Genomic DNA, 23,542 nt, shown 5'->3' with positions numbered 1-23,542 from the left:
CGACCAGCCTCGCATGTGCCACGCTCGTCGCATGTGGCACACACCCCACTTCCTCATGACCGACGTCGACGAGGTGCGACGCCTGATCGACGGGCACCCGTGGGCGACGATCGTGTCGCACACCGCCGCCGGGCTCGTCGCCTCGCACTACCCGTTCCTGCTCGAGGCGCCGGGACCGGACGACGATCCCGACGCGCTCGTCCTCGTGTCGCACGTCGGCCGACCGGACGAGGTCGCGCACGAGCTCGGCCAGCACGAGGTCCTCGTCGTGTTCCAGGGCCCGCACGGCTACGTCTCCCCCGCCTGGTACCCACCGGAGCAGTTCGTCCCGACCTGGGACCACGTGACGGCGCACTGCTGGGGCACGCCGGAGATCCTGTCCGACGAGGAGAACTTCCGGGTGCTCGGCGAGCTGGTCGACCACTTCGAGCGCGTGATGCCCGAGCCGGTGTCCCTCGACGTCGACCCCGCGACCGCCCGCCGCGCGGCGAAGGGCACCGTCGGCATCCGCATCCGGGTCACCCGGTTCGACGCCCGCGCGAAGCTCTCGCAGAACAAGGCTCCCGAGGTCGTCGAGCGGATCGTCGCCGGGCTCCGCGGCGACGGCCCGTACGCCTCGCCAGCGCTCGCCGACGCCGTCGAGCGCGCCCAGGTGGCGCGCCGGGACGACCGGGAGGCATCGTGACCGACGTCCTGCTCCGCACCGTCCGCCGGGTGGGCACCTCCGGCGCGCCGTGCGACGTGCGCATCGTCGGCGGCCGCGTCGACGCGGTCGCCCCCGCCGGCACGCTCGACCCGCCCACGGGCGCCGACACCGACGTCGTCGAGACCGACGGCGCGTGGCTCGGTCCGGGGCTCGTCGACCACCACGTGCACTTCGACCAGTGGGCCCTGGTCCGCCGGCGCGTCGACGTGTCCGCCTGCACGTCGGCGGAGGCGACCGCCGAGGCGCTCGCCGCGGTCGCGCGCATCGGCGTGTCGGACCTGGTGCTCGTCGGCCACGGCTACCGCGACGGGACCTGGCGGCGCCCCGCACGACGCGAGCTGCTCGACGGAGCCGCACCGGGCCTCCCGGTCGTCGTCATCAGCGCCGACCTGCACGCCGTGTGGTGCAACGCGCTCGCGCTCGCCCACTGCTCGGCGCTCGTCGGACGGCCGCTCACCGCCGGGGACGACGGGGTCCTGCGCGAGCAGGACGCCTTCGACGTGACCGCGGTGCTGTCCCGGGTGCCGGACGACGTCCTCGACGACTGGGCGGCGGAGGCGGTCGACGCAGCGGCCGCCCGCGGCGTGACGCGTGTCGTCGACCTCGAGATGGTGTCCGGACTCGACCGCTGGACGCGACGGGTCCGCGCCGGCACCGACGGCCTGCGGGTGGACTGCGGGGTGTACCCGGGCGGCCTCGACGCGGCGATCGCCCGTGGCCTCCGGACCGGCGACGTCGTGGACGGTACCCGTGGCCTGGTCCGGACGGGTCCGTTCAAGGTGATCACCGACGGCTCGCTCGGCACCCGGACCGCCGCGTTGACGTCGGGCGAGGGGGTGCTCGCGTACCCGTTCGAGGACCTCGTCGCGATGGTCCGGCGCGCGGTCGACGCCGGACTCGTCCCCGCCGTGCACGCGATCGGCGACCGGGCGAACACCCTGGCGCTCGACGTGTTCGAGGCCGTGGGCGCGCGGGGCAGCATCGAGCACGCACAGCTGCTCGTCGACACCGACGTCGACCGGTTCGCCCGGCTCGGGGTCGCTGCGTCCGTGCAGCCCGAGCACGCGATGGACGACCGGGACATCGCGGACCGGTACTGGGCGGGCATGACCGACCGGGCCTTCCCGTTCGCGTCGCTGCACCGGGCCGGTGCGGAGCTCCGGCTCGGGTCGGATGCTCCCGTGGCGCCGCTCGACCCGTGGGTGTCGATGGCGGCCGCGGTCGGGCGGGACCGCGACGGACGCACACCGTGGCACCCGTCCGAGCGGCTGGCGGCGCTGACCGCGTGGCGCGGCTCGACCGAGGGCGGTCGGGTCGGCGTGTCCGTCGGCGACGTCGCCGACCTGGTGCTGCTCGCCGCGGACCCGCTGGCGGTCGCCGACTCGGCGTCGCTGCGGCACGCCGAGGTGCTCGGGACCGCCATCGCGGGACGGTTCACGCACCGCGACCTGTAGCGGCGCCGGCTCCTCCTGGTCTCCGGCGTTACTCCTGGTCCTTCGGGCACCAGTAGAGCTTGCGTCCGGCCATGTCCGCCATCCGGATCTCGGTGCCGCACACCCGGCAGGGCTCCCCCTCGCGGTGGTACACCCAGTGACGGTCCTTCCGCGAGCGCACGGCCTTCGCCTGGTCGGCCTCGGACAGGTCGTCCATCGTCAGCATGAGGCCGTCACGGACCCCCGCGTGCAGGAGCTTCGACCAGTCCTGCCACAGCGCCTTCGCCTGCTCGACGGTGATCTTCCTGCCGGGCTTGTACGGGTCGATGCGCTGCCGGAAGAGCAGTTCGGCCCGGTAGATGTTGCCGATGCCCGCGACGACGGCCTGGTCCATGAGCAGCTGCCCGATCGCGACGTTCCGCTTCCGGACGTTGTCGACGAAGGTCTGCTCGGCCTCCGGGCCGTCGTCGTTGATCGGGTCCGGCCCGAGCTTGTCGAGCGCGCGCTGCACCCCGGCCGGGTCCTCGACGACGCAGGCCGTCGGACCGCGGAGGTCGGCGACGGTGTCCTCGGTCAGGATGCGGACGCGCACCTGCCCGACCGGGTCCGGCGGGAAGGACTCGATCGGGTCCTCCGACTTCTCCTGCTCGGCCATCCGGTACCGGGCGAGTCGCGGGGCGCCGATCGACGACAGCGACTCCTCGCCGTCGCCGTCCTCGGACAGGGCCTCGGCCGACGAGATCACGCCCGCGAAGTCCCACGCCCCGTAGAGCCCGAGGTGGACGCGGAGGAACAGGTCGTCCTCGAACTCCAGGAACATCTGCTTCGCCACGGCCCGGGCGGCGACCATGCGCTTGCCGTCGAGCTGGGCGGCACCGGCGGCGAACCGCCCCTGCGGGCTGGAGACCTCGCAGCGCTTGCCGACGAAGTGCCGGGAGAACTGGTTCGCGATGCGGTGGACGGAGTGACCCTCTGGCATCGGTCCTGTCTACCCGGACTACTCGTCGATCTGCCGACCGGCGATGTGCCCCGTCGTCTCGTACTCGGCCAGCTGCGCGATGCGGCGAGCGTGACGCTCCTCGCCCGAGAAGGGCTCGGCGACGAAGAGGTCGACGAAGCGCATCGCTTCCTCCTCGGTGTGCTGGCGCGCGCCGATCGAGATGACGTTCGCGTCGTTGTGCTGGCGGGCGAGGAGCGCGGTCGACTCGTTCCAGACCAGCGCAGCGCGGACGCCCTCCACCTTGTTCGCGGCGATCTGCTCGCCGTTGCCCGACCCGCCGAAGACGACGCCGAGCGCCTCGACGCCCGCGCGCTGGTCCTGCACGACCGCGTGCGCGGCGTTGATGCAGAACGAGGGGTAGTCGTCCAGCGCGTCGTACTCGGTCGGCCCGTGGTCGACGACCTCGTGCCCCGCCTCGGTGAGGTGCTGGGCGAGGGTCTTGGTGAACTCGAGGCCGGCGTGGTCCGTTCCGAGGTGGATGCGCATGGCTCCGATCCTATTCCCGGCCCCGAGGGGCCCGGACCACCACGACGACGTACCGCACGTGCTCCGCGCCGGGGTTCCGGTAGACCACGTCTGCGGGCTCACCGAGCTCGATGCGGTCGCCGGCACCGAGCCGGGTGGGCTCGTCGCCGACGACGACCTCGAGCACGCCGTCGACCACCCAGATGCAGTGCTGCAGGAACGCGTAGGCGGACGCCGGGTACGCCACCTGTTCACCGGCCGGGAGGCGCACCTCCGTGACGTCCGCGGGGAAGTCGGCGCTCGAGACCGGACGACGGCGGTACCCGGTCTCGGGATCGGTCCAGGAGTCGGCGGTCACCCCGCGCTGGACGCCACGCGCCTCGTCCGGGTCGGTCGCCCTGGGCACCTCGTGGTCGAGTGCCTCGTCGAGGAGCTGCGAGATCGTGAGTCCGAACGCCCCGGACAGTCGCCCGAGGATCGTCGCCGTCGGGCTGGACACCCCGCGCTCGACGCGGTTGATCATCGCGCGGGAGACACCGGACTCCTCGGCGAGTTCGGTCAGGCTCCACTTCCGCTCGGTGCGGAGGCGCTGCAGTCGCTCCCCCAGGCGACGCTGGTCGGCGTCGTCCGGGTGCTCGGTGACCGGTTCCGCCGTCGCCGAGAAGTCGTCTACGATCTGAGACATGGCGACAGCATATGGGACGGAGTCGGCGTCCTCGGTCACGGTCCGCGACTGCGAGCCGCGTGACCTCGACGTCGTCCACGCCCTGCACGTCGACGCCGTGCTGCACTCGACCGCGATCTGGCAGGAGGAGCCGCACCCGCGGGAGTACTTCGACGGCTGGCTCGCGGAGCGCCGGGCTGCCGGGCTGCCCGTCCTGGTCGCCGAGGTCGACGGCACCGTCGCCGGGTACGTCACCTACAGCGCCTTCCGGCCGCACCAGGGGTACCGGCACACCGCGGAGCACAGCGTCTACGTCGTCCCGGCGTTCCGCGGCCGGCGCATCGCCACCGTGCTCATGGACGCGCTCGTCGCACACGCCCGCTCGGCCGGCGTGCACGTCCTGATGGCGGGCATCTGCTCGACGAACACCGGCTCGATCGCCCTCCACGAGCGACTCGGCTTCACCACCGTCGGCGTGCTGCCCGAGGTCGGGCGGAAGTTCGACCGGTGGCTCGACCTGACCCTGATGCGGTTGCCCCTGGCCTGACGGGGTGCCGGCCGGACGGCAGGCGCGGGGCGGAGCCGCACCGCGCCTCCCGTCCGTCCGTCCACCGGTCGCGTCGTGGACGCCGGTCGGGCTACTCGACGGTGTCGAAGATCGGACCGACCGTCCGCGAACGCTTGAGCTCGAAGAACCCGGGGACCTTCGCGACGGCGACGACGCCGTCCCACAGGTCGAGCGCCTCCTGGCCCTTCGGCGCCGGGGAGATGACGGGGCCGAAGAACGCGGTGCCCTCGACGGCGATGACCGGGGTGCCGACGTCCTGACCGACCCGGTCGATGCCGTCCTGGTGGCTCGCGCGGACGGCCTGGTCGACCTCGTCGGTCCACGCGTACTCGAGCAGGTCCTCGTCGAGGTCGAGCTCGCGGAGCACGGCGGGCACGACCTGGTCGGGGTCGGACTCCTGGCGGTGGTGGACGTGCTCGCCGAGCGCGTCGTACAGCGGCTTGACGACGTCCTGGCCGTGGCGGAGCAGCGCGGCGGTGACGATGCGCGGGTAGAGCTGTCCCTTGTGGATCCGCTCCCGGTACTCGTCCGGGATGTCCTGGTCCTCGTTGAGGACGAAGAGGCTCATCACCTTCCAGGTCACGTCGATCGGGCGCTGGCGCTCGACCTCGCCGACCCAGCGGCTCGTCATCCAGGCCCACGGGCAGTTCGGGTCGAACCAGAACTCCACGGCGGTGCGGGCGGTCTCGGTGTTGTCCACAGTCGTCTCGGTCACGCTGCGAGCGTACGCGCGCTCGCTAGGCTGATCCCATCGTCCCGACGGCGCACGACGCCTGCCGGGATCCCCTCACCGCGGACATCGATCGTCCGCGCCGCAAGCGAAGTTGGAGCGTCCGTGCCCGGAGAGAACCTCACCAGAACCGAAGCCCAGGAACGCGCCGCGATCGTCGACGTGCAGACGTACGACGTCGAGCTGGACCTGACCCGCGGGGCCGAGACCTTCGGCAGCACCACGCGCGTCCGGTTCACCGCGACGCCCGGCGCCTCGACCTTCATCGACGCGATCACGAAGACCGTGCACTCGATCACCCTGAACGGCTCGGCGCTCGACGTCGCCGCGGTGAACGACGGCGTGCGCATCCAGCTCGACGACCTGCAGGAGCAGAACGAGCTCGTGGTCGTCGCCGACGCGATGTACACGAACACGGGCGAGGGCCTGCACCGCTTCGTCGACCCGGTCGACGACGAGGTCTACCTGTACTCCCAGTTCGAGGTCCCGGACTCGCGCCGGATGTTCGCGGTGTTCGAGCAGCCCGACCTCAAGGCCGAGTTCTCCTTCACCGTCACGGCACCGTCGCGCTGGCAGGTCGTCTCGAACTCCCCGACGCCCGAGCCCCACGTCGACGGCGAGATCGCCACGTGGGCGTTCAGCCCGACCGCGACGATCTCGAGCTACATCACCGCGCTCGTCGCCGGCCCGTACGAGGTCGTCCGCGACGAGCTCACGAGCCGCGACGGTCGGACCATCCCGCTCGGCGTCTTCGCGCGGCGCTCGCTCGCCGAGTACCTCGACCCCGAGTACGTGTTCGAGACGACCAAGAAGGGCTTCGCCTACTACGAGGAGAAGTTCGACGTTCCGTACCCGTTCGAGAAGTACGACCAGCTCTTCGTGCCGGAGTTCAACGCCGGCGCGATGGAGAACGCGGGCTGCGTGACCTTCACCGAGACCTACGTCTTCCGCTCGAAGGTCACCGACGCCATCAAGGAGCGCCGGGTCGTCACGATCCTGCACGAGCTCGCGCACATGTGGTTCGGCGACCTCGTCACCATGAAGTGGTGGAACGACCTGTGGCTGAACGAGTCGTTCGCCGAGTGGGCGTCGACCATCGCCACGGCCGAGGCCACCGAGTGGACCGAGGCGTGGACCACCTTCCAGGCGATGGAGAAGTCCTGGGCCTACCGCCAGGACCAGCTCCCCTCGACGCACCCGATCGTCGCGACGATCAACGACCTCGAGGACGTCCAGGTCAACTTCGACGGCATCACGTACGCCAAGGGCGGTTCCGTCCTCAAGCAGCTCGTGGCGTGGGTCGGCATCGACGCGTTCTTCGCAGGCGTCTCGGCCTACTTCACGAAGCACCACCACGGCAACACCGAGCTCCGCGACCTGCTCGTCGAGCTCGAGGCGACCAGCGGCCGCGACCTGTCCGAGTGGTCGCAGCTGTGGCTCGAGACCGCCGGCGTGAACACGCTGCGCCCCGAGATCGAGGTCGACGAGTCCGGCGTGATCACGTCCTTCGCCGTGCTGCAGGAGGCTCCGGCCGACCACCCGACGCTCCGCCCGCACCGCCTGGCGATCGGCGTCTACGGCTTCACGACGGACGAGTCGGCGCCCTTCGGTGCCGACACCGCGTCGGCCGGCGGCAAGCTCGAGCGCACGCACCGCGTCGAGATCGACGTCGACGGTGCCCGCACCGAGGTCCCCGAGCTCGTCGGCGTGCACCGCGGCGACCTCGTGCTCCTCAACGACGACGACCTGGCCTACGCCAAGATCCGTCTCGACGAGCAGTCCCGCCGCACCGCGATCGAGCACCTCGCCGCGATCGCGAACCCGCTCGCCCGCTCCATCGTCTGGGGCGCGATGTGGGACGCCACGCGCGACGCCGAGTCGCCCGCGAGCGACTACGTCCGCCTGGTGCTCGGCAACATCGCGACCGAGACCGAGTCGACGACGATCCGCACCACGCTCTCGCAGCTGCTGCTGACCGCCCGGAGCTACGTGGCACCGGCGAAGGTCGACGCCACCGTCCGCACCGTGGGCGACACCCTCTGGCAGCTGGCCTCCTCGGCCGAGGCCGGGTCCGACGCCCAGTTCCAGTTCGTGAAGTTCTTCGCGCAGATGGCCTCGACGCCGGAGCACGTCACGACCCTGCAGGGCCTGCGCGACGGGTCCGTCACCCTGCAGGGCCTGGAGATCGACACCGACCTGCGCTGGGAGCTGCTCGAGGGCCTCGTCCTCGCCGGTGCTGCCGGTGACGACGAGGTCGACGCCGAGCTCGCCGCCGACAAGACGGCCTCGGGTGAGCAGGCCGCCGCTCGGGCGCGTGCGACGATCCCGACCGCCGAGGGCAAGCTCGCGGCGTTCTCGTCGCTCGTCGACTCGTCCGAGGCGCCGAACGCCATCGTCCGCCAGACGACCGTCGGCTTCCAGCACACCAACAGCCCGGTCGTCCTCGAGGGGCTCGTGTCGCGGTACTTCGACGTGCTGACCCGCATCTGGGCCGAGCGGAGCTACCACATCGCCGACACGATCGTCAGCGGCCTCTACCCGGCGCCGCTCGCGTCGGTCGAGCTCCGCGACGCCGCGAACGCGTGGCTCGAGGCGCACCCGGAGACCCCGGCGCTCCGCCGCATCGTGTCCGAGAACCTCGCGGGCACCGAGCGTGCGCTGCGGGTCCAGGGGGCCGACGCCTGATCCGCGTCCGACGGTAGTGCAGGGGCGGGGCCTCGGTGATCCTCAAGGGTCGCCGAGGCCCCGCCCTCTAGCATCGTCCGGATGATGAACTCGGCAGCGAACACGACCGACGACGTCTCGAAGTGGGCGTCGAACGCATTCACCCAGTTCGTCGACACCTGGCAAGCACCGATCACGATCGTCATCACGGTCATCGCGGCGATCATCCTGCGGTTGATCCTCCGGCGCGTGATCAAGGGCGTCGTCGACCAGGTGGTCAACGGGGCGAAGCGCCGCCAGAACGTCGACGACACCCAGGCACTCATCGCCTCGCCGGTGCAGACCGCCCGCGTCGTGCAACGGACCCGGACCCTCGGCAGTGTGCTCGAGAACCTGGCGACCGTCGTCGTCGTGGTCATCGCGCTGATCGTCATCGTCACCGCCGTGTGGCAGGGCGCGGCCGTCGGGATCGTCGGTGGCGCCTCGCTGATCGCCGCGGGCCTCGCCGTCGGTGCGCAGAGCATCGTGAAGGACCTGCTCTCCGGCGTCTTCATGATCCTCGAGGACCAGGCCGGCGTCGGGGACGTCGTCGACACCGGGCAGGCCACCGGCGTGGTCGAGAACGTGGGACTCCGCGTCATGCAGATCCGCGACGTGAACGGCATCCTGTGGTTCGTCCCGAACGGGCAGATCCTGCGCGTCGGCAACCTGTCCCAGGGCTGGTCGCGCGTGCTGGTCGACATCACCGTCCCGTACGAGACCGACATCGACGCCGTGCAGGACGCCCTGCTGCGTGCCGCGGTGACGATGTCCCAGGAGCCGCGCTGGCGTCAGCGGATCGTCGAGAAGCCGGAGATCTGGGGCCTCCAGTCGATCTCCGACGCCGGGATGGTGTTCCGTCTCGTCGTCAAGACCCGTGCGTCCGAGCTCGACGTCGTCGGGCGCGAGATGCGCGTGCGGCTGAAGCGCGCCGTCGACGAGCTCGGCGTCACGCTGCCCGCCATGGCGATGATCATGCCCGAGGGGTGGGAGAACGCCACCTCGATCAACGGCCTCCGGTCGGTCCGGACGCAGCCGACGCCCGCACCGACGAAGTCGCGCGGCGGGAAGCGTGGGAACCTGTTCGGACGGGCGATCCGCACCGACGACACCGACCGCGGCCAGGACCCCGGGAAGGACCACCAGTGAGCGACCTCACCCCTCGGGACCGGGGCGGCCTACCGGCGCAGCCGATCACGCTCCGCGTCGGCGAGCACGGCGCCAGCGCGACCGGCTCCCTTTACGAACGCATCGGCGGTGCTCCCACCTTCGACCGGCTGGTCCGACGCTTCTACGAGGGGGTGCAGCAGGACGAGGTCATCTGGCCGATGTACCCGGCTGACGATCTCGACGGTGCGATCTGGCGGCTGTCGGCGTTCCTGCAGCAGTACTGGGGCGGCCCCGGCACGTACAGCGAGGAGCGCGGGCACCCCCGGCTCCGGATGCGCCACAACCCGTTCCGCATCACCTCCGAAGCCCGGGAGCGCTGGCTCCACCACATGCACGAGGCCGTCGAGTCGCTGGGGTTGGCGCCCCTCGACGGGGCCGAACTGTGGGCGTACCTCGACCGGGCGGCACACGCGATGACGAACACGTTCGACTGAGCGTCCTCTCCGCTCGACGCCGGGCCGGTCCGCTCGCACCCGGGCCGGTCCGCTCGGTAGCCGGCCGGTGCGCTCGGTACCCGGCCGGTCCGCTCGGTAGCCGGCCGGTCCGCTCGATGCCGAGCCGGACAGCGGGTCCGTCCTGTGTCGGTCGCTGCCGGGCGGGCGCGGACGGGAGGCCCGTGGCGGGGCCGCCACGGGTCTCCCGTCCGCCCCGCACCTGGGTTCAGCGGGCGGAGGACTCGCTGGCGAGGTCCTCGACCAGTGTCGGTCGGGTCGGGTTCCAGCCGAAGGCGGCACGCGCGTGCGCGCCCGAGGCCTCCTGGTGCAGCAGCAGGGCGTCCGCGTACGTGCGCCCGAGCCGCTCCCGACTGTCGTCGGCACTCTCGGCGACGACCGGCGACCCGTGCGCGCCCGCTTCGGCGATCTCGCGCACGGTCGGGTTGTCACCGGTCGCGGCGACGACGTAGCCGTCCTGCTCGCCGCGCTGCACGGCGAGGACGTACAGTTCGCCGAGGTCGTCGACGTGCACCGTCGTCCACCGCTGTGACCCGTCGCCCACCAGCCGGACCTCGTGCTCCCCGTCGCCGACGAACATCGCCGGGATGCCCGCGCCACGGCCGTACACGATGCCCGGTGCGACGATCGTCGTCCGTGCGTCGCTCGCGCGGACCCGCGCCTCGATCGGAGCGCGCCACGCCGTGAGCTCCGGCGGGTCGACTGGCGACTGCTCCGAGATGTCGGTCGAGTCGCCGAACGTGAAGATGCCGCCCGTGTGCACGAACGGCTTCGACGTCCCCGAGAACGCTTCGGTCACCGTCGCCGTGAAGTCCGGGTCCACCGACTCGGCCGACGCGGTGTGGACGACGGCATCGCTCTCGTGCGCGAGTCGGCGCACGAGCTCGGTGTCGGACAGGTCGCCGACGACCGCCTGGCCGCCGGCGTCACGGACCGCCTGCGCCTTCTGGTCGGAACGGACGACCGCGGTGACCTGGTGCCCGTGGGCGAGGAGTGCGCGGAGGACGGATGACCCGATGTACCCGGATGCGCCGGTGAGGAAGACGTGCATGACGCAACCCAACCATGCCGGTCACGGCGTTGACCGGGTGCCCGTCGGAGGTGTGGACGGACGAGGGCTCAGGCGCGACCGTGCAGGGATCGGCAGTGCCGCGGCGGCACTAGTGGTCGAGGCTCCAGGCGCGTCGCTTCACCAGGATGTGCCCGCGCGACGTCGTCAGGCGGCTCCAGGGGCCGGTCTCGAACAGCCGGACCGGATCGTGCCCGAGGAAGCCGAGGCTCTCCCCCGCGAACCCGGCTGCTGCGGGGACGTGCTCGATCCCGGGGACGGGACGGCCCCAGACCTCGGCGCGGATGCGGCGGACGATGGCGTCACCGGCGTTCGACGGGACGGCGTCCGCGACCTCGGCGATCCCGTCGCGGGCAGCGCGGCGGAGCAGCTCCGGCGAGACGTCGGGCAGCGGCACCCATCCCCCGCGGGGCGGCGAGATCGCGGCCCACGTCACGGTGTGCACCTCGTGCGGCAGCCCGACCTCGATCGGGGTCGGTCGCGTCGGATCGGCACCGTCGGCACCGGCGGCGTCCTGTTCCTCGGCCAGCACACGGAGCCGCTCCCGCAGGGAGGCGAGCGGGACGACCGCGTCGATCGTCGCTGGCTCGGTCAGGGAGAAGGTGCGGAGGCCGAGCACGGTCGGCAGCTCGTCGAGGAGCCCGACCGGGTAGAGGATCGCGGCGTAGACGGCGAGGACGCCGGAGTCGGCGATGAGCCGCACGGAGCCGTCCTCGATCCGGGCAGCGCGTCCGAGGTAGGTGCGGAGGTCGCCGAGCGAAGCGGCGTCGGGAAGCGTGAACGAGGTGCCCATGTCGACACCGATCCTACCGGCGACGGGTTCGTAGACTGCGGGGGTGAACGGCGAACCCGACTTCCTCAGCACCCTCCGCTTGCAGGACACCGGCGCGAGCACGGGCGAGACGATCCTCACCGGTGCCAGCCACTGGTCGCCCGGCGGCCGGGTCTTCGGCGGACAGGTGCTCGCGCAGTGCATCGTCGCCGCGCAGCACACGATCGAGGACCGCGACATCCACTCGATGCACGGGTACTTCCTGCGTCCCGGTGACATCGACGTGCCCATCACCTTCGCCGTCGAGCGCATCCACGACGGCCGCTCGTTCGCCACGCGCCGTGTCCAGGCCTACCAACGCGGTGTGCCGATCTTCTCGATGATCGCCTCCTTCCAGCGACCGGACGACGGACTCGAGCACCAGGACCCGTTCCCCGTCGGCACCCCCGATCCCGAGTCGTTGCCCTCGGCTGCGTCGATCCTGTCCGCGATAGACCACCCCGTGGCGCAGGCCTGGGCGGAACGCTCGATCGACCTGCGGCACGTCGAAGGCCCGGTGTTCGTCGACGTGCAGGGCGAGCGCGTCCCGCACCAGGCGGTGTGGTTCCGCGTCGACGGTGACCTGCCGGAGGACCCGTCGCTGCACCGGGCCGTGCTCGGCTACGCGAGCGACATGTCGATCCTGGAGCCGATCATGCGGCGGCACGGCGTCGCCTGGGGCACGCCGGGAGTGAAGAGCGCGAGCCTCGACCACGCGATGTGGTGGCACCGCGACGGCCGTGCCGACGACTGGGTCCTGTACGCGCAGGAGTCCCCGAGCGCCCAGGGCGGCCGGGGACTGGCGTTCGGGCGGATGTTCGCGCGCGACGGTCGGCTGCTGGCATCGGTGGCGCAGGAGGGGATGCTGCGCGTCCCGCGTTGACGGCTGCCCTGCCCGCTCCTGGCGGACACACGGTGCCGCCCGTCCTGGCCGCTACGGGCTCGAGAACTGCGCCGGCGGTCCAGCCGCTACGGACCGGGAGGACCACACCGGTGGTCCCGCCGTTACGGGCGGGAGAACTGTACGGGCGCTTCGACGAACGGCGCACAGGCGGCGCGCTCAGCCTCGGACAGGCGCCGAGGCCGGTTCGAGGCCGCGTCGACCATCACCAGGGCCGTCGTGGCGCGCGTGTACAGCACCTGCGGCTCGACTCCGACGGGTGACCAGATCTCGTACGACACGTCGATGCTCGCGCCACCGACTCGTCCGATCCACATCTGCACGTCGAGAGGTTGGCGCAGGTACGGGATCGATGCGAGGTACTCGAGACGTTGGGCAGCGATCACCGTCATCGTCCCGGAGCCGGGCCGACCGTCGATGATCGGGTCCGGCAGGTCGTCCTCCGGCGCGACGTCAGCGGGGTCGTGGCCCCAGAACCCCGCGATGCGCGCCTCCTCGAGGAGGCGCAGCATCGCGGAGTTGTTGACGTGGCCGTACGCGTCGATGTCGCTCCACCGGATGCGGACGGGAGCGTGCAGCCTCGCCACGGGTCAGTCGCGGGTGAGCTTGCGGTACGTCGAGCGACCGGGCTTGTTCGCGTCCGGGCCGAGGCGCACGAGCTTGTTCTCCTCGTAGGCCTCGAAGTTGCCCTCGAACCAGTACCAGTTCGGGGTGCCGTCCTCGTTCACGCCCTCCCACGCGAGGATGTGCGTCGCGATGCGGTCGAGGAACCACCGGTCGTGGGTGATGACCACGGCACAGCCGGGGAACTCGAGCAGGGCGTTCTCGAGGCTGCCGAGGGTCTCGACGTCGAGGTCGTTGGTCGGCTCGTCGAGGAGCAGGAGGTTGCCGCCCTGCTTGAGCGTGAGCGCCAGGTTCAGGCGGTTCCGCTCACCACCGGAGAGCACACCGGCCTTCTTCTGCTGGTCCGGGCCCTTGAACCCGAACTGCGAGACGTAGGCGCGGGACGGGATCTCGGTCTTGCCGACCTGGATGAAGTCCAGGCCGTCGGAGACGACCTCCCACAGGTTCTTGTTCGGGTCGATGCCGCCGCGGCTCTGGTCGACGTACGAGATGTCGACCGTGTCGCCGATCCGCAGCTGGCCGCCGTCGAGCGGCTCGAGGCCGACGATGGTCTTGAACAGCGTGGTCTTGCCGACGCCGTTCGGGCCGATGACCCCGACGATGCCGTTGCGGGGCAGCGTGAAGGACAGGCCGTCGATGATGACGCGCTCACCGAACTGCTTCTGGAGCTTCTCGGCGTCGATCACCTGCGAGCCCAGACGCGGGCCCACGGGGATGACGATCTCCTCGAAGTCGAGCTTCCGCGTGCGCTCGGCCTCGGCAGCCATCTCCTCGTACCGGGCGAGACGGGCCTTCGACTTCGCCTGGCGGCCCTTCGAGTTGCTCCGGACCCACTCGAGTTCGCTGGACAGACGCTTGGCGAGCTTGGCGTCCTTCTTGCCCTGGACCTCGAGACGCTCGCGCTTCTTCTCGAGGTAGGTCGAGTAGTTGCCCTCGTACGGGTACAGGCGACCGCGGTCGACCTCGGCGATCCACTGTGCGACGTGGTCGAGGAAGTACCGGTCGTGCGTGACGGCGAGCACGGCGCCGGGGTACTTCGACAGGTGCTGCTCGAGCCACAGCACGGACTCGGCGTCGAGGTGGTTGGTGGGCTCGTCGAGGAGTAGCAGGTCGGGCTTCTCGAGGAGCAGCTTGCAGAGCGCCACGCGGCGCTTCTCGCCACCCGAGAGGTTGGCGATCTGCGCGTCAGCCGGCGGGCACTGCAGCGCGTCCATGGCCTGCTCGAGCTGGGAGTCGAGGTCCCACGCGTCGGCCGCGTCGATCTCCTCCTGCAGGGTGCCCATCTCGGCCAGGAGGGCGTCGAAGTCGGCGTCCGGCTCCGCCATCAGCGCGGAGATCTCGTTGAAGCGGTCGAGCTTGCCCTTGATCGCACCGACGCCCATCTGGACGTTCTCGAGCACGGTCTTGGACTCGTCGAGCTCGGGCTCCTGCATGAGGATGCCGACGGAGAAGCCCGGCGTGAGCTTCGCCTCGCCGTTGGACGGCTGGTCGAGACCCGCCATGATCTTCAGGATCGTCGACTTGCCCGCGCCGTTCGGCCCCACGACGCCGATCTTGGCGCCGGGGATGAACGACATCGTGACGTCGTCGAGGATCAGCTTGTCGCCGACCGTCTTGCGGGCGCGGACCATCTGGTAGATGTACTCAGCCATATCGGCGCAAGTCTACTGACCCGGGCACGTCACCGCTCCCCCCTGCGCCGCAGCGCACGGCTCGTGGATCGGCGGCGCCGACAGGACCACGGCGGGGCGCGCGCCGAGGCGCCGGCACCGGTAGGACGCGAGTGCCTCGCGCCGAGGCGGCCGGCACCGGCAGGACGCGGGTGCCGCGCGCGGCCGACGGTCCGGCGATGACTCGTCCGACGACTCATGCGACGGCACGGGCGTCGGGTCCCGGCTCGGGCTCCCGGGATCCGGGCAGGACCGGGGCGACCCCTCCGGCTGCCCGCGCGCCGCTGTCCTCCGGGTCGCCGCCGTCCGCGACGCCGTCGCCCGGGACGCCGTCGTTCAGGACGCCGCCGTCCCGGGCGCCGTGGCGCGGCAGCGCGGGCCCGTCTGCTGCCCCGGGCAGGGCATCGTCGCCGTCTCCGCCGAGCACGGGCGTCGCGTGGTCGTCCTCGGGCACCGTGCCCGTCACCTCGCCGGTGTCCGGATCCACCGTCGGCACCCCCGGCGGCACCCCGGGACCCGCGTTCGAGTCGCCGACGTGCCGCGGGACGCGGATCCAGTTGCTGATGCCCCAGGCGAGGTCGTGCCCGATGCCGTCGGCGTCGATCTCGACCGCGGTCCCGTTCCGCCCGTCACGCTCCCAGGTGCGGATCCGGACGCGTCCGGTCACGAGGATGCGATCGCCCTTCTTCAGCGACTTGTGGACGTTCGCCGCGAGGGACCGGAAGGCGGTGACCGTGTACCAGTTCGTCGGACCGTTCGTCCATGACGACGTGCTGCGGTCCCAACGACGGGAGGGGGACGCCAGACGCATGCTCGAGATGGCGATGCCGGTGTCGGTGACGAGGTGCCGGGGTTCGGTCGCGACGATGCCGCAGACGGTGATCGTGTCGTTCATGACTCGATCGTCTGCGAGCCCCGGGCCGCGCTGGCGGCCCGGGGCTCGATCTGTGAGCAGCCGACTCATCAAGGTGGGCTGTGGAGGAAGACTCCCCCGAACCTCCAGGCCGGCGGGTCAGTGCGCGCGGAACTCGGGTCGGTCGGCGAGAGGCCCGAGCGCCGCGTGGACCGCACCCTTCGCGGTCTCCAGCGACGGGTAGGTCCTGCCTCGGCCCCGTCGACCGTAGAGCTCGACGTGGAAGCCGTCCGACGCGCGGCGGATGCTCCCGACCGCGCCCGCCGGACCGACGGCCACCCAGGTCCCGGTGTTGTCCATCATCGTTCGACCACCTCCTCGTGGCCCCGACGTCCGCGTCTCAGGACGCCAGGATGTACTGACTGTAGGCCTTGCGGACCTTGTTCACCTTGGGCAGCGCGACCGCGAGGCAGTAGCCCTGACCAGGGTTCTTCGCGAAGAAGTCCTGGTGGTGCTCCTCCGCACGGAAGAAGCTACCGAGCGGCTCGATCGTCGTCACGATCCCGCCGTCCCAGATGTCCGCAGCGCGCTGCACCGCCCGCTCGAACAGCGCTCGCTGCTCGTCGTCCGCAGGGAACATCGCCGAGCGGTACTGGGTGCCGACGTCCGCACCCTGGCGGTTCAGCTGCCGCGGGTCGTGGAGCGTGAAGAAGACGTCGAGGACGACGTCGGCGGGGATGACCGACTCGTCGAAGGTCACCGCGACCGCCTCGGCGTGACCGGTCGCACCGGTGCAGACCGCTTCGTACGTCGGCTCCTCGACCACGCCGCCGGTGTAGCCCGACACCACGTCCTGCACGCCCTGCAACGTGCGGTACACCGCGTCGAGGCACCAGAAGCATCCACCTGCGAGCACGAACGTCGTCATGCGCGCCACCGTACCCTCCTGTGCTCACGGAGCACGGGGCCGGGGTACTTCTCCTGCACAGCATCGTCCTCGCCGTGAGCGCTCCCCTGACGCCACTGCACGGCCGTGGAGTGTCGGTGGTCAGCCGTACCGTCGAGGCAACGAAGACCACGACGAACCAGCAGGAGGCACCCGTGCAGACCAGCACCGAACCAGCGTTCCGGATCCGTTCCACGCCGGTCGCACGCAGCCGTGGCGACCTGCGCGTGCTCGACGTGCGAGACGACCTCAGCCGGGTCACCCGCACCAACGGCGAGATCGTCGGGTACGTCGACCGCGTGGACGTCGCGGGCGGCACGGCCTACCGCGCCCGTCGCTACGTGGCGGTCGAGCGACGGTTCGTCGAGCTGCCGAACGTGTGGTCGGCGGACGACGCCGTCGACTGCCTGCGCTGGGGCTGACCAGCCGGCCGCGCCCGTCGACCGCGCCGCCCGACGGGCGACCGCCCCGCGTGAGCGAACGCCGCCCCGCTCGACGGAGCGCAGCCCGGCTCGACGGAACGCGGTCCGGCTCGACGGAACGCCGTCCGGCCTCCGCGGTTCTGCGTCGCACGCTGCGTAGTGTTCGCCCATGGACTGGTGGAACGACCTGACCGACTGGACAGCATCCGACGAGGGATGGCGCGTGCTGTCCGGCGCGATCATCCCCTTCGTCGCGATCGTCGTCGCCGGAGTGATCGCCGCGCTCATCGGACGCGCGGCAACGAAGCGCGTCGTCGCGCTCCACGACCGCGAGAGCCGGAACGCAGCAGTCGCGGGCGTGGTCACCGCGGCGCGCAAGGCCTCGCGCTGGGGAGCACTCGGACACGAGGAACGTGCCTACGCCGACCACCTCGCCGAGGACGCCGACGTGCGGCTGCGCCTCCTGCCGGTGAGCGGTGCTCCGCTTGCCGCCGACTGGGTGCAGCACGAGATCGCCGACATCAAGCGGAACTCCTCGACCTTCACCTCGCAGGCAGACCAGTCGCTCGGCGAACTCCGCGACCGTCTGCTCGAGTGGAACGGCAAGCCAGGACGTGCGAAGAAGCTGTTCAAGGCCGATCTCGAACGCTGGAAGTTCGACTCCCCGGACCCCGACGCCGACCTCATCGCCCGCCAGCAGGACTGGAACGCCGGTCAGCAGCAGCAGCAGCGGACGGCCGACGCAGACGCCGGCACGGCCCCGTCGCGCCCGACGCCGACCACCACCTCGCTCCGTCCCGCGCCGCAGCAGTCTCCCGTCGGCGCCCCTGCGGCGGGGACGTCGGCGGGCCGCACCTCGGGTCCGACCGCCGCGGCGACGGTCGACCAGGACGCCACCACCCCGATCGACGACGTCCGAGGTGCTGCCGACAACCGGACGCGCCCCTACGGCGACCGCGAGACGGTCCAGCTCGACGGCGCGCCGGTCCGCCCTCCGCTCGGGTCCCCGATCGCGTCGGCGCGTCCGGGCAACGGCACGACTCCGAGCGCTCGGAACGACCTCGGCTCGCGCAGCGACGACTCCTCGGACTCCGGCGAGGTCGACGTGACCGATCGTGGCGGTGATGCCCGCTCCGATGACCGGCCGACCTCCGCGCCCCGGGTCGCGAGCCCGACGTCGGCTGACGCCCACGTGAACCGTGCCGCAGCGTCCGCGACCGGGCTCGACCGGCCCGGGGCGGCGAACGCGACGCCGGGTGCTCGAGAGGACGACGACGACGCCTCGCCGTACACCCAGCCCATCAGCGCGAGCGAGCTGCGACGCCGAGCAGCCGAGGACGACTGAGACCTCCCCCGTTCGACGAGAGGCCGCCATCCCGACGGATGGCGGCCTCTCGTCGCGTGTGCCCCCGGCAGGAATCGAACCCGCGACACGGAGGGTAGAAACCACCTGCTCTATCCACTGAGCTACGGAGGCGAGCGGCGACGATTCTACCGCCGTCGGTCGTCGGGGCGCTGCACTGCCACGCACGAGGCCGGTGCTCGGCGATCGCGCCCGACTGCTCCGTCCGTCCCGAGCGGGCGGAAGGGGTGCGGCGCGTGCCGCCGGTGAGCACGAAGGGCCCGCCCGCCGGGGTCGCACTGGTCAGCACGGACGACCGCCGCGCCGAGGGGCGGAACCGGTCCGCGCGGCACCGCCGGACAGCAGGGAACGCCCGCTCGCGCGAGGGCACGCGCTGCCGTCGCGACCGACGTGGCGGACATGCACCGCGCCTCCTGGCCGAGCACGCCTGCACGGTGACCGGACGAGGCGGACGTGCCCCGTGCCTCCCGACCGGGTCCGCTCAGAGCGCCTTCGCGACCGCCACCAGCAGCTGGTCCCGCGAGGGGACGCCCGGCGAACGGAAGACCTCGGCACCGTCGTCCCGACGCACGATGATCGTGGGGGTCGAACGGATGCCGAGGTCCTCTGCAGTGTCAGGGTGTGCCGCGACGTCGCGTTCGGTGACCCGGAGCCCGGGGACGAGCGCCGCTGCCTCACCGCTCACACGGCGGGCGGCTGCGCACGGGGCGCAGAAGGCGGAGGTCCAGAGGTCGAGCTGCACGGGACGGTGCAACGTGCGCGGCGCGCGATCTACTCCCGGTCGAACTCGCCGCTGCGGTCCCCGCGGTCCTGCAGGTCGTCGACCGGATCGGAGTCCGCGGCGTCGTACTCGTACTCGACCGAGGTCTGGTCGAGCACCTGACGGGTCTTGGTGGCCTTGTAGGCGAAGGCCGTCTGCAGGCCCTCGACGTCCGCGTACACCGTGACCTCGTCGTCGACCGCGTCGCTCGTGGCGGTGCGGGTGTCGGTCGTGCCGTCGAAGGGACCGCCGTGGAAGATCGCGGTGTACTCGTCGCCCTCGTGGATGGTGATGTCGCTCATGCGTCCCTTCTACCAGGGGTGCCCTGTTGACGGATGTATAGCACCGCTATATAGTTCAGACATGGAAGCATCACGGGCGCAGGCACTGGAGACGCTGATCATCTCGGTCAACCGCTTGGTCCGTGCTGCGGCGCAGGCCTCCGGCGACGCCACCTCGGCCGCGGTCTGGCGCACGCTCGGCATCCTCGAGACCGAGCAGCCGCTGCGCCTCGGTGAGCTCGCCGCCGCGTCCCGTGTGGCACAGCCCACGATGACCCGGATCGTCGCCGGCATGCTCACCGACGGTCTGCTCTCGCGCACCGTCGACCCCGACGACTCACGCGGACAGCTCATCGAACTCACCGATGCGGGGCGCGAGCGGCTCGCCACCTGGCGCGCGACGATCGCCGACTCCGTCGGACCGGTCTTCGCCGACCTCGACGACGACGACTGGGACGTCCTGCGCGACGCCGCCGGCATCATCGCCTCGCGCACCACCACGAACCCCACCAGAACGGAGATCCACGCGTGAACGCCCACGCACCCGCTGCGTCCGGCAGCATCCTCAAGCAGTCGTCCGCCGTCTGGGCGATCGCGTTCGCCTGCGTCGTCGCCTTCATGGGCATCGGCCTGGTCGACCCGATCCTCCCCGCGATCGCGACGTCGCTGCACGCCACCGCCGCGCAGACCGAACTGCTCTTCACGAGCTACCTCGCCGTCACCGGCGTCGCCATGTTCTTCACCAGCTGGGTGTCGAGCCGCATCGGTGCGAAGAACACCCTGCTCATCGGGCTCGCGCTCATCGTGGTCTTCTCGGTGCTCGCAGCGACCTCGGGCAGCGTCTGGAACATCATCGGCTTCCGCGCCGGTTGGGGCCTGGGCAACGCGCTCTTCATCTCCACCGCACTCGCGACCATCGTCGGTGCAGCGTCCGGTGGCACAGCGTCGGCGATCATCCTCTACGAGGCAGCGCTCGGCCTCGGCATCGCCATCGGGCCCCTGGTCGGCGGACTGCTCGGGTCGGTGAGCTGGCGCGGTCCCTTCTTCGGCGTCACCACCCTGATGGCGATCGCGTTCATCGCCGTCGTCGCGCTGCTCAAGACCTCCGGACTCGAGAAGCCCACGCCGACCAAGCTCTCGGCACCGTTCCGCGCCCTCGGACAGCCGGCGCTCGCGGCCCTCGCGGTGACCGCGCTCTTCTACAACATCGGCTTCTTCGTGCTGCTCGCGTACACGCCGTTCCCGCTCGGCTTCGGCGCACTCGGCATCGGTTTCACCTTCTTCGGGTGGGGCGTCGGGCTCGCGATCACCTCCGTGTGGGTCGCCCCGATGCTGACCGCGCGCATGCGCCGCACGACCGTGCTGAAGATCGCGCTGCCGCTCCTCGCCCTCGACCTGTTCGCCGCGGCGGTCGTCGTGACCTCGCAGGCCGGGCTCATCATCTGCGTGGTCATCGGCGGCCTCGTGCTCGGTGTCCTCAACACGGTGCTCACGGAGTGCGTGATGGAGGCAACGGACCTCCCCCGCTCGGTGGCATCGAGCGCGTACTCCGCGGTGCGCTTCATCGGGGGTGCGATCGCCCCGCCCGTGGCGACGCTGCTCGCCGACTCGTTCTCGCCGTCGGCGGCGTACGTGTTCGCCGGGGTCTCGGTGGCGGTCGCGTTCGTGGTCGTGGTGCTGACCACCAAGGTGCTGCGGCGGGTCGACGACGGGGCCGAGCCGGAGCGCGTCGAGGCCGAGGCGATCTCGGCTGGCGAGATGGTCTGAGTCGACACCAGCGCGGGTGGGCGGTGAGCCCGCTCGCGCTCGGTGCGAGCGCTGGTGGGCGATGAGCCTGCTCGCGCTCGGTGCGCTTCGCTGCGGGCGGGGGCTGCGGTCGGGACTCCGGTCCGGTCGCGCGTCTCGCCCGTTCGTCATGTGCGGACGCGCGTGAGCGAGTGGATGGAGGTTCAGGGGTGGACCCCTCGGCCGTACTGGGGGGGTCCTCGGGGCCGAGTGCGCTCGGCAGGCCGCGCGAGCCGCGCGAGCGGGCAGGACGCGCCGGGCCGGCGCCGTCCGCCCGACCGGTTCCGCCCGCTGGGCAACCGGAGGACGGGCCGGAGCGGACCGTCGGACGCGGGTCGAGCCTCCAGACCGGTGGTGAGGGCAGCCGCGTGAACGCGAGCGGGCGGAAGGCGCGCCGTGGTGGTCGCCCAGTCGACGATTCCGCCCGCCCGCCTGGATCGGCCGACCGGGACGCGTGCCGTGACACCGCAGGGACGGCCCGGTCGCCAGCGGGCAGATCCCGCCGCCGTTCCGGATCGCGGCTGCCGGTTCCGCCCGCTCACGGACCGACCGGGAGGCACGGCGCACGTCGATCCGCACCGCGCGCGCCGCCAGCGGGCGGATCCTGCAGACGGCTCGTCTCGCGGCTGCGGGTTCCGCCCGCTCACGGACCGACCGGGAGGCACGGTCCACCTGGATCCGGACCGCGCGCGCCGCGAGCGGGCGGATCCTGCAGACGGGTCGTCTCGCGGCTGCGGGTTCCGCCCGCTCGGCCAGGGGCGGCCGTGCGGCCACAGCGTCCCGGTGTCGCCTCGAGCGGTGCCGGCACGGTGCCGACCGGGATCGCTCCACAGCCTCGGGTCCGGGCGCGGGAGCGTCACCCGTGCGGAATAGGATCGAGGACATGGCAACTGCGAACGACCGCCTCGTCTGGATCGACTGCGAGATGACCGGCCTCGACGTCGAGGTCGACCAACTCGTCGAGGTGGCCGTCGTCGTCACGGACTTCGACCTCGTCCCGGTGCACCCCGGGTTCGACATCGTGATCAAGCCCGACCAGTCGGCGCTCGACAACATGAACGAGTTCGTCACGAACATGCACGCGACTTCGGGCCTCGCCGAGGCGATCCCGGACGGTGTCTCGCTGGCGGACGCCGAGTACCAGGTGCTCGAGTACATCCTCCAGCACGTCCCGGCCGAGGGCAGCGCGCCGCTGGCCGGCAACACGATCGGCACGGATCGCGCCTTCCTGTCGAAGTACATGCCCCGCGTCGACGGGCACCTGCACTACCGCAGCGTCGACGTGTCGAGCATCAAGGAGCTCTGCCGCCGCTGGTTCCCGCGCGTGTACTTCAACGCGCCGGAGAAGCACGGCGGCCACCGTGCCCTCGCGGACATCCTCGAGTCGATCCGCGAGCTCGAGTACTACCGTCGCGCCGGCTTCATCCCGGAGCCCGGCCCGACGACCGAGGACGTCCGCGCCGTCGCGGCCGAGGTGGTCGAGAAGTGGGAGCCGCGGCTCGGGCAGCCCACGGCGGAGTAGCGACACGCGTGGTCGTCGCGGCCTCCGGCATGTACTACTATTGAGTGGTCGCGCCGGTCAGCCGGTTCGGACATGGTGGATATAGCTCAGTTGGTAGAGCGCCTGGTTGTGGTCTAGGAGGTCGCGGGTTCGAGACCCGTTATTCACCCCAGCAGTCGAAGGCCCCGTCCCGCAGGACGGGGCCTTCGCAGTTCTCGGATGGTCGTGTGCCACCATCGAGTCCGTGATGGAGATGTCCGCCGACGAGTTCGAGCAGCTCGTGACCGACGAGCTCGACCGGCTGCCCGACGAGATGGTCGACGGGCTGGACAACGTGGTGTTCGTCGTCGAGGACGAGCCCGAGGACGGCTCCGACCTGTTCGGGTACTACGACGGGGTCGCCACGACCGAGCGCGGGCAGTACGGGTTCGGCGAGCTCCCCGACCGGATCGTGGTGTTCCGGAAGCAGCACCTCGAGGAGTGCGACACCGTCGAGGATCTCCGGGACGAGGTGCACACCACGCTCGTCCACGAGATCGGGCACTTCTACGGCATCGACGACGCTCGGTTGCACGAGCTCGGCTGGGCGTAGAGGCTGCCGGATCCCGCTCGCGGCTCCCGCTGAGCCGAGACTCGCGCTGGCGGACGGTTTCGCGGCTCCGAAG

General features: G+C 71.4%; 26 protein-coding genes and 2 tRNA genes. 14 read left to right on the top strand and 14 right to left on the bottom strand.

Features of this window, described 5'->3' with window-relative positions; translation table 11 throughout:
- Positions 1-31: 31 nt before the first annotated feature.
- A complete protein-coding gene (locus tag J2X59_RS04050; protein ID WP_326495786.1) occupies positions 32-685 on the top strand; it encodes an FMN-binding negative transcriptional regulator in 654 nt (217 codons plus the stop codon).
- A complete protein-coding gene (locus tag J2X59_RS04045) occupies positions 682-2,160 on the top strand; it encodes an amidohydrolase (RefSeq protein ID WP_326495785.1) in 1,479 nt (492 codons plus the stop codon). Before J2X59_RS04050 ends, J2X59_RS04045 begins: the two co-directional genes overlap by 4 nt.
- A 28-nt stretch (positions 2,161-2,188) precedes the next feature.
- Here J2X59_RS04045 and J2X59_RS04040 read toward each other — a convergent pair whose 3' ends face one another.
- The 3 genes from J2X59_RS04040 to J2X59_RS04030 are packed head-to-tail and all read right to left on the bottom strand — an operon-like array spanning position 2,189 to position 4,289.
- Complete coding sequence (locus tag J2X59_RS04040) at positions 2,189-3,118, bottom strand: Fpg/Nei family DNA glycosylase (RefSeq protein ID WP_066653089.1); 930 nt, start codon at positions 3,116-3,118, stop codon at positions 2,189-2,191.
- A gap of 18 nt (positions 3,119-3,136) precedes the next feature.
- Positions 3,137-3,625, bottom strand: coding sequence for a ribose-5-phosphate isomerase (locus tag J2X59_RS04035; protein ID WP_271825951.1), 489 nt, complete (start codon positions 3,623-3,625; stop codon positions 3,137-3,139).
- 10 nt (positions 3,626-3,635) lie between these two features.
- The gene (locus tag J2X59_RS04030) at positions 3,636-4,289 is read right to left on the bottom strand and encodes a helix-turn-helix domain-containing protein (protein ID WP_326495784.1); all 654 of its coding nucleotides are present in this window, start codon (positions 4,287-4,289) and stop codon (positions 3,636-3,638) included.
- Between J2X59_RS04030 and J2X59_RS04025 the strand changes: the two genes are divergently transcribed.
- Positions 4,288-4,815 (top strand): GNAT family N-acetyltransferase, encoded by a 528-nt coding sequence (locus J2X59_RS04025; protein WP_326495783.1) that lies wholly within the window; start codon positions 4,288-4,290, stop codon positions 4,813-4,815. The two genes, J2X59_RS04030 and J2X59_RS04025, sit on opposite strands and share 2 nt — an antisense overlap.
- 91 nt (positions 4,816-4,906) lie before the next feature.
- Here the strand turns inward: J2X59_RS04025 and J2X59_RS04020 are convergent, their stop codons facing one another.
- Positions 4,907-5,467 (bottom strand): mycothiol-dependent nitroreductase Rv2466c family protein, encoded by a 561-nt coding sequence (locus J2X59_RS04020; RefSeq protein WP_209684412.1) that lies wholly within the window; start codon positions 5,465-5,467, stop codon positions 4,907-4,909.
- A gap of 204 nt (positions 5,468-5,671) precedes the next feature.
- On the opposite strand from J2X59_RS04020, the gene pepN reads away from it, so the two are divergent.
- From pepN to J2X59_RS04005, 3 genes are all read left to right on the top strand, one after another.
- Complete coding sequence (gene pepN, locus J2X59_RS04015) at positions 5,672-8,251, top strand: aminopeptidase N (protein ID WP_326495781.1); 2,580 nt, start codon at positions 5,672-5,674, stop codon at positions 8,249-8,251.
- A gap of 81 nt (positions 8,252-8,332) precedes the next feature.
- Entirely contained in the window at positions 8,333-9,418 is a 1,086-nt protein-coding gene (locus J2X59_RS04010) for a mechanosensitive ion channel family protein (protein ID WP_326495780.1), read from the top strand.
- Complete coding sequence (locus J2X59_RS04005) at positions 9,415-9,873, top strand: globin (RefSeq protein ID WP_326495779.1); 459 nt, start codon at positions 9,415-9,417, stop codon at positions 9,871-9,873. The genes J2X59_RS04010 and J2X59_RS04005 overlap by 4 nt, the downstream gene beginning before the upstream one ends.
- Positions 9,874-10,099: 226 nt before the next feature.
- Here the strand turns inward: J2X59_RS04005 and J2X59_RS04000 are convergent, their stop codons facing one another.
- Together J2X59_RS04000 and J2X59_RS03995 are read right to left on the bottom strand one after the other, a co-directional pair.
- Positions 10,100-10,942, bottom strand: coding sequence for an NAD(P)H-binding protein (locus J2X59_RS04000; RefSeq protein WP_326495778.1), 843 nt, complete (start codon positions 10,940-10,942; stop codon positions 10,100-10,102).
- A 109-nt stretch (positions 10,943-11,051) separates the two neighbouring features.
- A complete protein-coding gene (locus tag J2X59_RS03995; protein ID WP_209683494.1) occupies positions 11,052-11,753 on the bottom strand; it encodes a hypothetical protein in 702 nt (233 codons plus the stop codon).
- A gap of 43 nt (positions 11,754-11,796) precedes the next feature.
- On the opposite strand from J2X59_RS03995, the gene J2X59_RS03990 reads away from it, so the two are divergent.
- Positions 11,797-12,654: an acyl-CoA thioesterase gene (locus J2X59_RS03990; RefSeq protein WP_209683497.1), complete on the top strand. Its 858-nt coding sequence runs from the start codon at positions 11,797-11,799 to the stop codon at positions 12,652-12,654.
- Between the two features lie 122 nt (positions 12,655-12,776).
- Here J2X59_RS03990 and J2X59_RS03985 read toward each other — a convergent pair whose 3' ends face one another.
- From J2X59_RS03985 to msrA, 5 genes are all read right to left on the bottom strand, one after another.
- Positions 12,777-13,259 carry an acyl-CoA thioesterase gene (locus J2X59_RS03985; RefSeq protein ID WP_326495777.1) on the bottom strand — a complete coding sequence of 161 codons (483 nt, stop codon included), beginning with the start codon at positions 13,257-13,259 and terminating at the stop codon, positions 12,777-12,779.
- Between the two features lie 3 nt (positions 13,260-13,262).
- On the bottom strand, positions 13,263-14,948 hold the full coding sequence (gene ettA / locus J2X59_RS03980; protein WP_209683500.1) for an energy-dependent translational throttle protein EttA: 1,686 nt from the start codon (positions 14,946-14,948) through the stop codon (positions 13,263-13,265).
- 214 nt (positions 14,949-15,162) lie between these two features.
- Positions 15,163-15,861: a single-stranded DNA-binding protein gene (locus J2X59_RS03975; RefSeq protein WP_326495776.1), complete on the bottom strand. Its 699-nt coding sequence runs from the start codon at positions 15,859-15,861 to the stop codon at positions 15,163-15,165.
- 117 nt (positions 15,862-15,978) lie between these two features.
- A complete protein-coding gene (locus J2X59_RS03970; protein ID WP_326495775.1) occupies positions 15,979-16,182 on the bottom strand; it encodes a methyltransferase in 204 nt (67 codons plus the stop codon).
- Between the two features lie 37 nt (positions 16,183-16,219).
- Positions 16,220-16,747: a peptide-methionine (S)-S-oxide reductase MsrA gene (gene msrA, locus J2X59_RS03965; RefSeq protein ID WP_326495774.1), complete on the bottom strand. Its 528-nt coding sequence runs from the start codon at positions 16,745-16,747 to the stop codon at positions 16,220-16,222.
- 74 nt (positions 16,748-16,821) lie between these two features.
- On the opposite strand from msrA, the gene J2X59_RS03960 reads away from it, so the two are divergent.
- Positions 16,822-17,187, top strand: coding sequence for a hypothetical protein (locus J2X59_RS03960; protein WP_209683505.1), 366 nt, complete (start codon positions 16,822-16,824; stop codon positions 17,185-17,187).
- A gap of 169 nt (positions 17,188-17,356) precedes the next feature.
- Entirely contained in the window at positions 17,357-18,532 is a 1,176-nt protein-coding gene (locus J2X59_RS03955; RefSeq protein ID WP_326495773.1) for a hypothetical protein, read from the top strand.
- Between the two features lie 59 nt (positions 18,533-18,591).
- Here J2X59_RS03955 and J2X59_RS03950 read toward each other — a convergent pair.
- From J2X59_RS03950 to J2X59_RS03940, 3 genes are all read right to left on the bottom strand, one after another.
- Positions 18,592-18,664, bottom strand: a tRNA-Arg gene (locus J2X59_RS03950).
- A 367-nt stretch (positions 18,665-19,031) separates the two neighbouring features.
- Entirely contained in the window at positions 19,032-19,292 is a 261-nt protein-coding gene (locus J2X59_RS03945) for a thioredoxin family protein (protein WP_066653047.1), read from the bottom strand.
- 29 nt (positions 19,293-19,321) lie between these two features.
- A complete protein-coding gene (locus J2X59_RS03940; protein ID WP_066653044.1) occupies positions 19,322-19,612 on the bottom strand; it encodes a hypothetical protein in 291 nt (96 codons plus the stop codon).
- A 61-nt stretch (positions 19,613-19,673) separates the two neighbouring features.
- Here J2X59_RS03940 and J2X59_RS03935 point away from each other — a divergent pair, with 61 nt between their 5' ends.
- The 5 genes from J2X59_RS03935 to J2X59_RS03915 all read left to right on the top strand — a co-directional run bounded on the left by J2X59_RS03935 (position 19,674) and on the right by J2X59_RS03915 (position 23,469).
- Positions 19,674-20,123: a MarR family winged helix-turn-helix transcriptional regulator gene (locus tag J2X59_RS03935; protein WP_326495772.1), complete on the top strand. Its 450-nt coding sequence runs from the start codon at positions 19,674-19,676 to the stop codon at positions 20,121-20,123.
- A complete protein-coding gene (locus J2X59_RS03930; protein ID WP_251154758.1) occupies positions 20,120-21,358 on the top strand; it encodes an MFS transporter in 1,239 nt (412 codons plus the stop codon). Before J2X59_RS03935 ends, J2X59_RS03930 begins: the two co-directional genes overlap by 4 nt.
- A gap of 901 nt (positions 21,359-22,259) precedes the next feature.
- The gene (orn, locus tag J2X59_RS03925; protein WP_066653036.1) at positions 22,260-22,898 is read left to right on the top strand and encodes an oligoribonuclease; all 639 of its coding nucleotides are present in this window, start codon (positions 22,260-22,262) and stop codon (positions 22,896-22,898) included.
- 75 nt (positions 22,899-22,973) lie between these two features.
- Positions 22,974-23,049 (top strand) — tRNA-His (locus tag J2X59_RS03920).
- A gap of 75 nt (positions 23,050-23,124) precedes the next feature.
- Positions 23,125-23,469, top strand: coding sequence for a metallopeptidase family protein (locus J2X59_RS03915; protein ID WP_326495834.1), 345 nt, complete (start codon positions 23,125-23,127; stop codon positions 23,467-23,469).
- The last annotated feature ends 73 nt before the right edge of the window (positions 23,470-23,542 follow it).

It is taken from the genome of Curtobacterium sp. 260 (assembly GCF_030803485.1).
In the GTDB taxonomy this organism is placed as follows: Bacteria; Actinomycetota; Actinomycetes; order Actinomycetales; family Microbacteriaceae; genus Curtobacterium.
The sequence above is the reverse complement of the archived record's forward strand: the minus strand, read 5'-3'. Positions and strand labels throughout refer to the sequence as shown.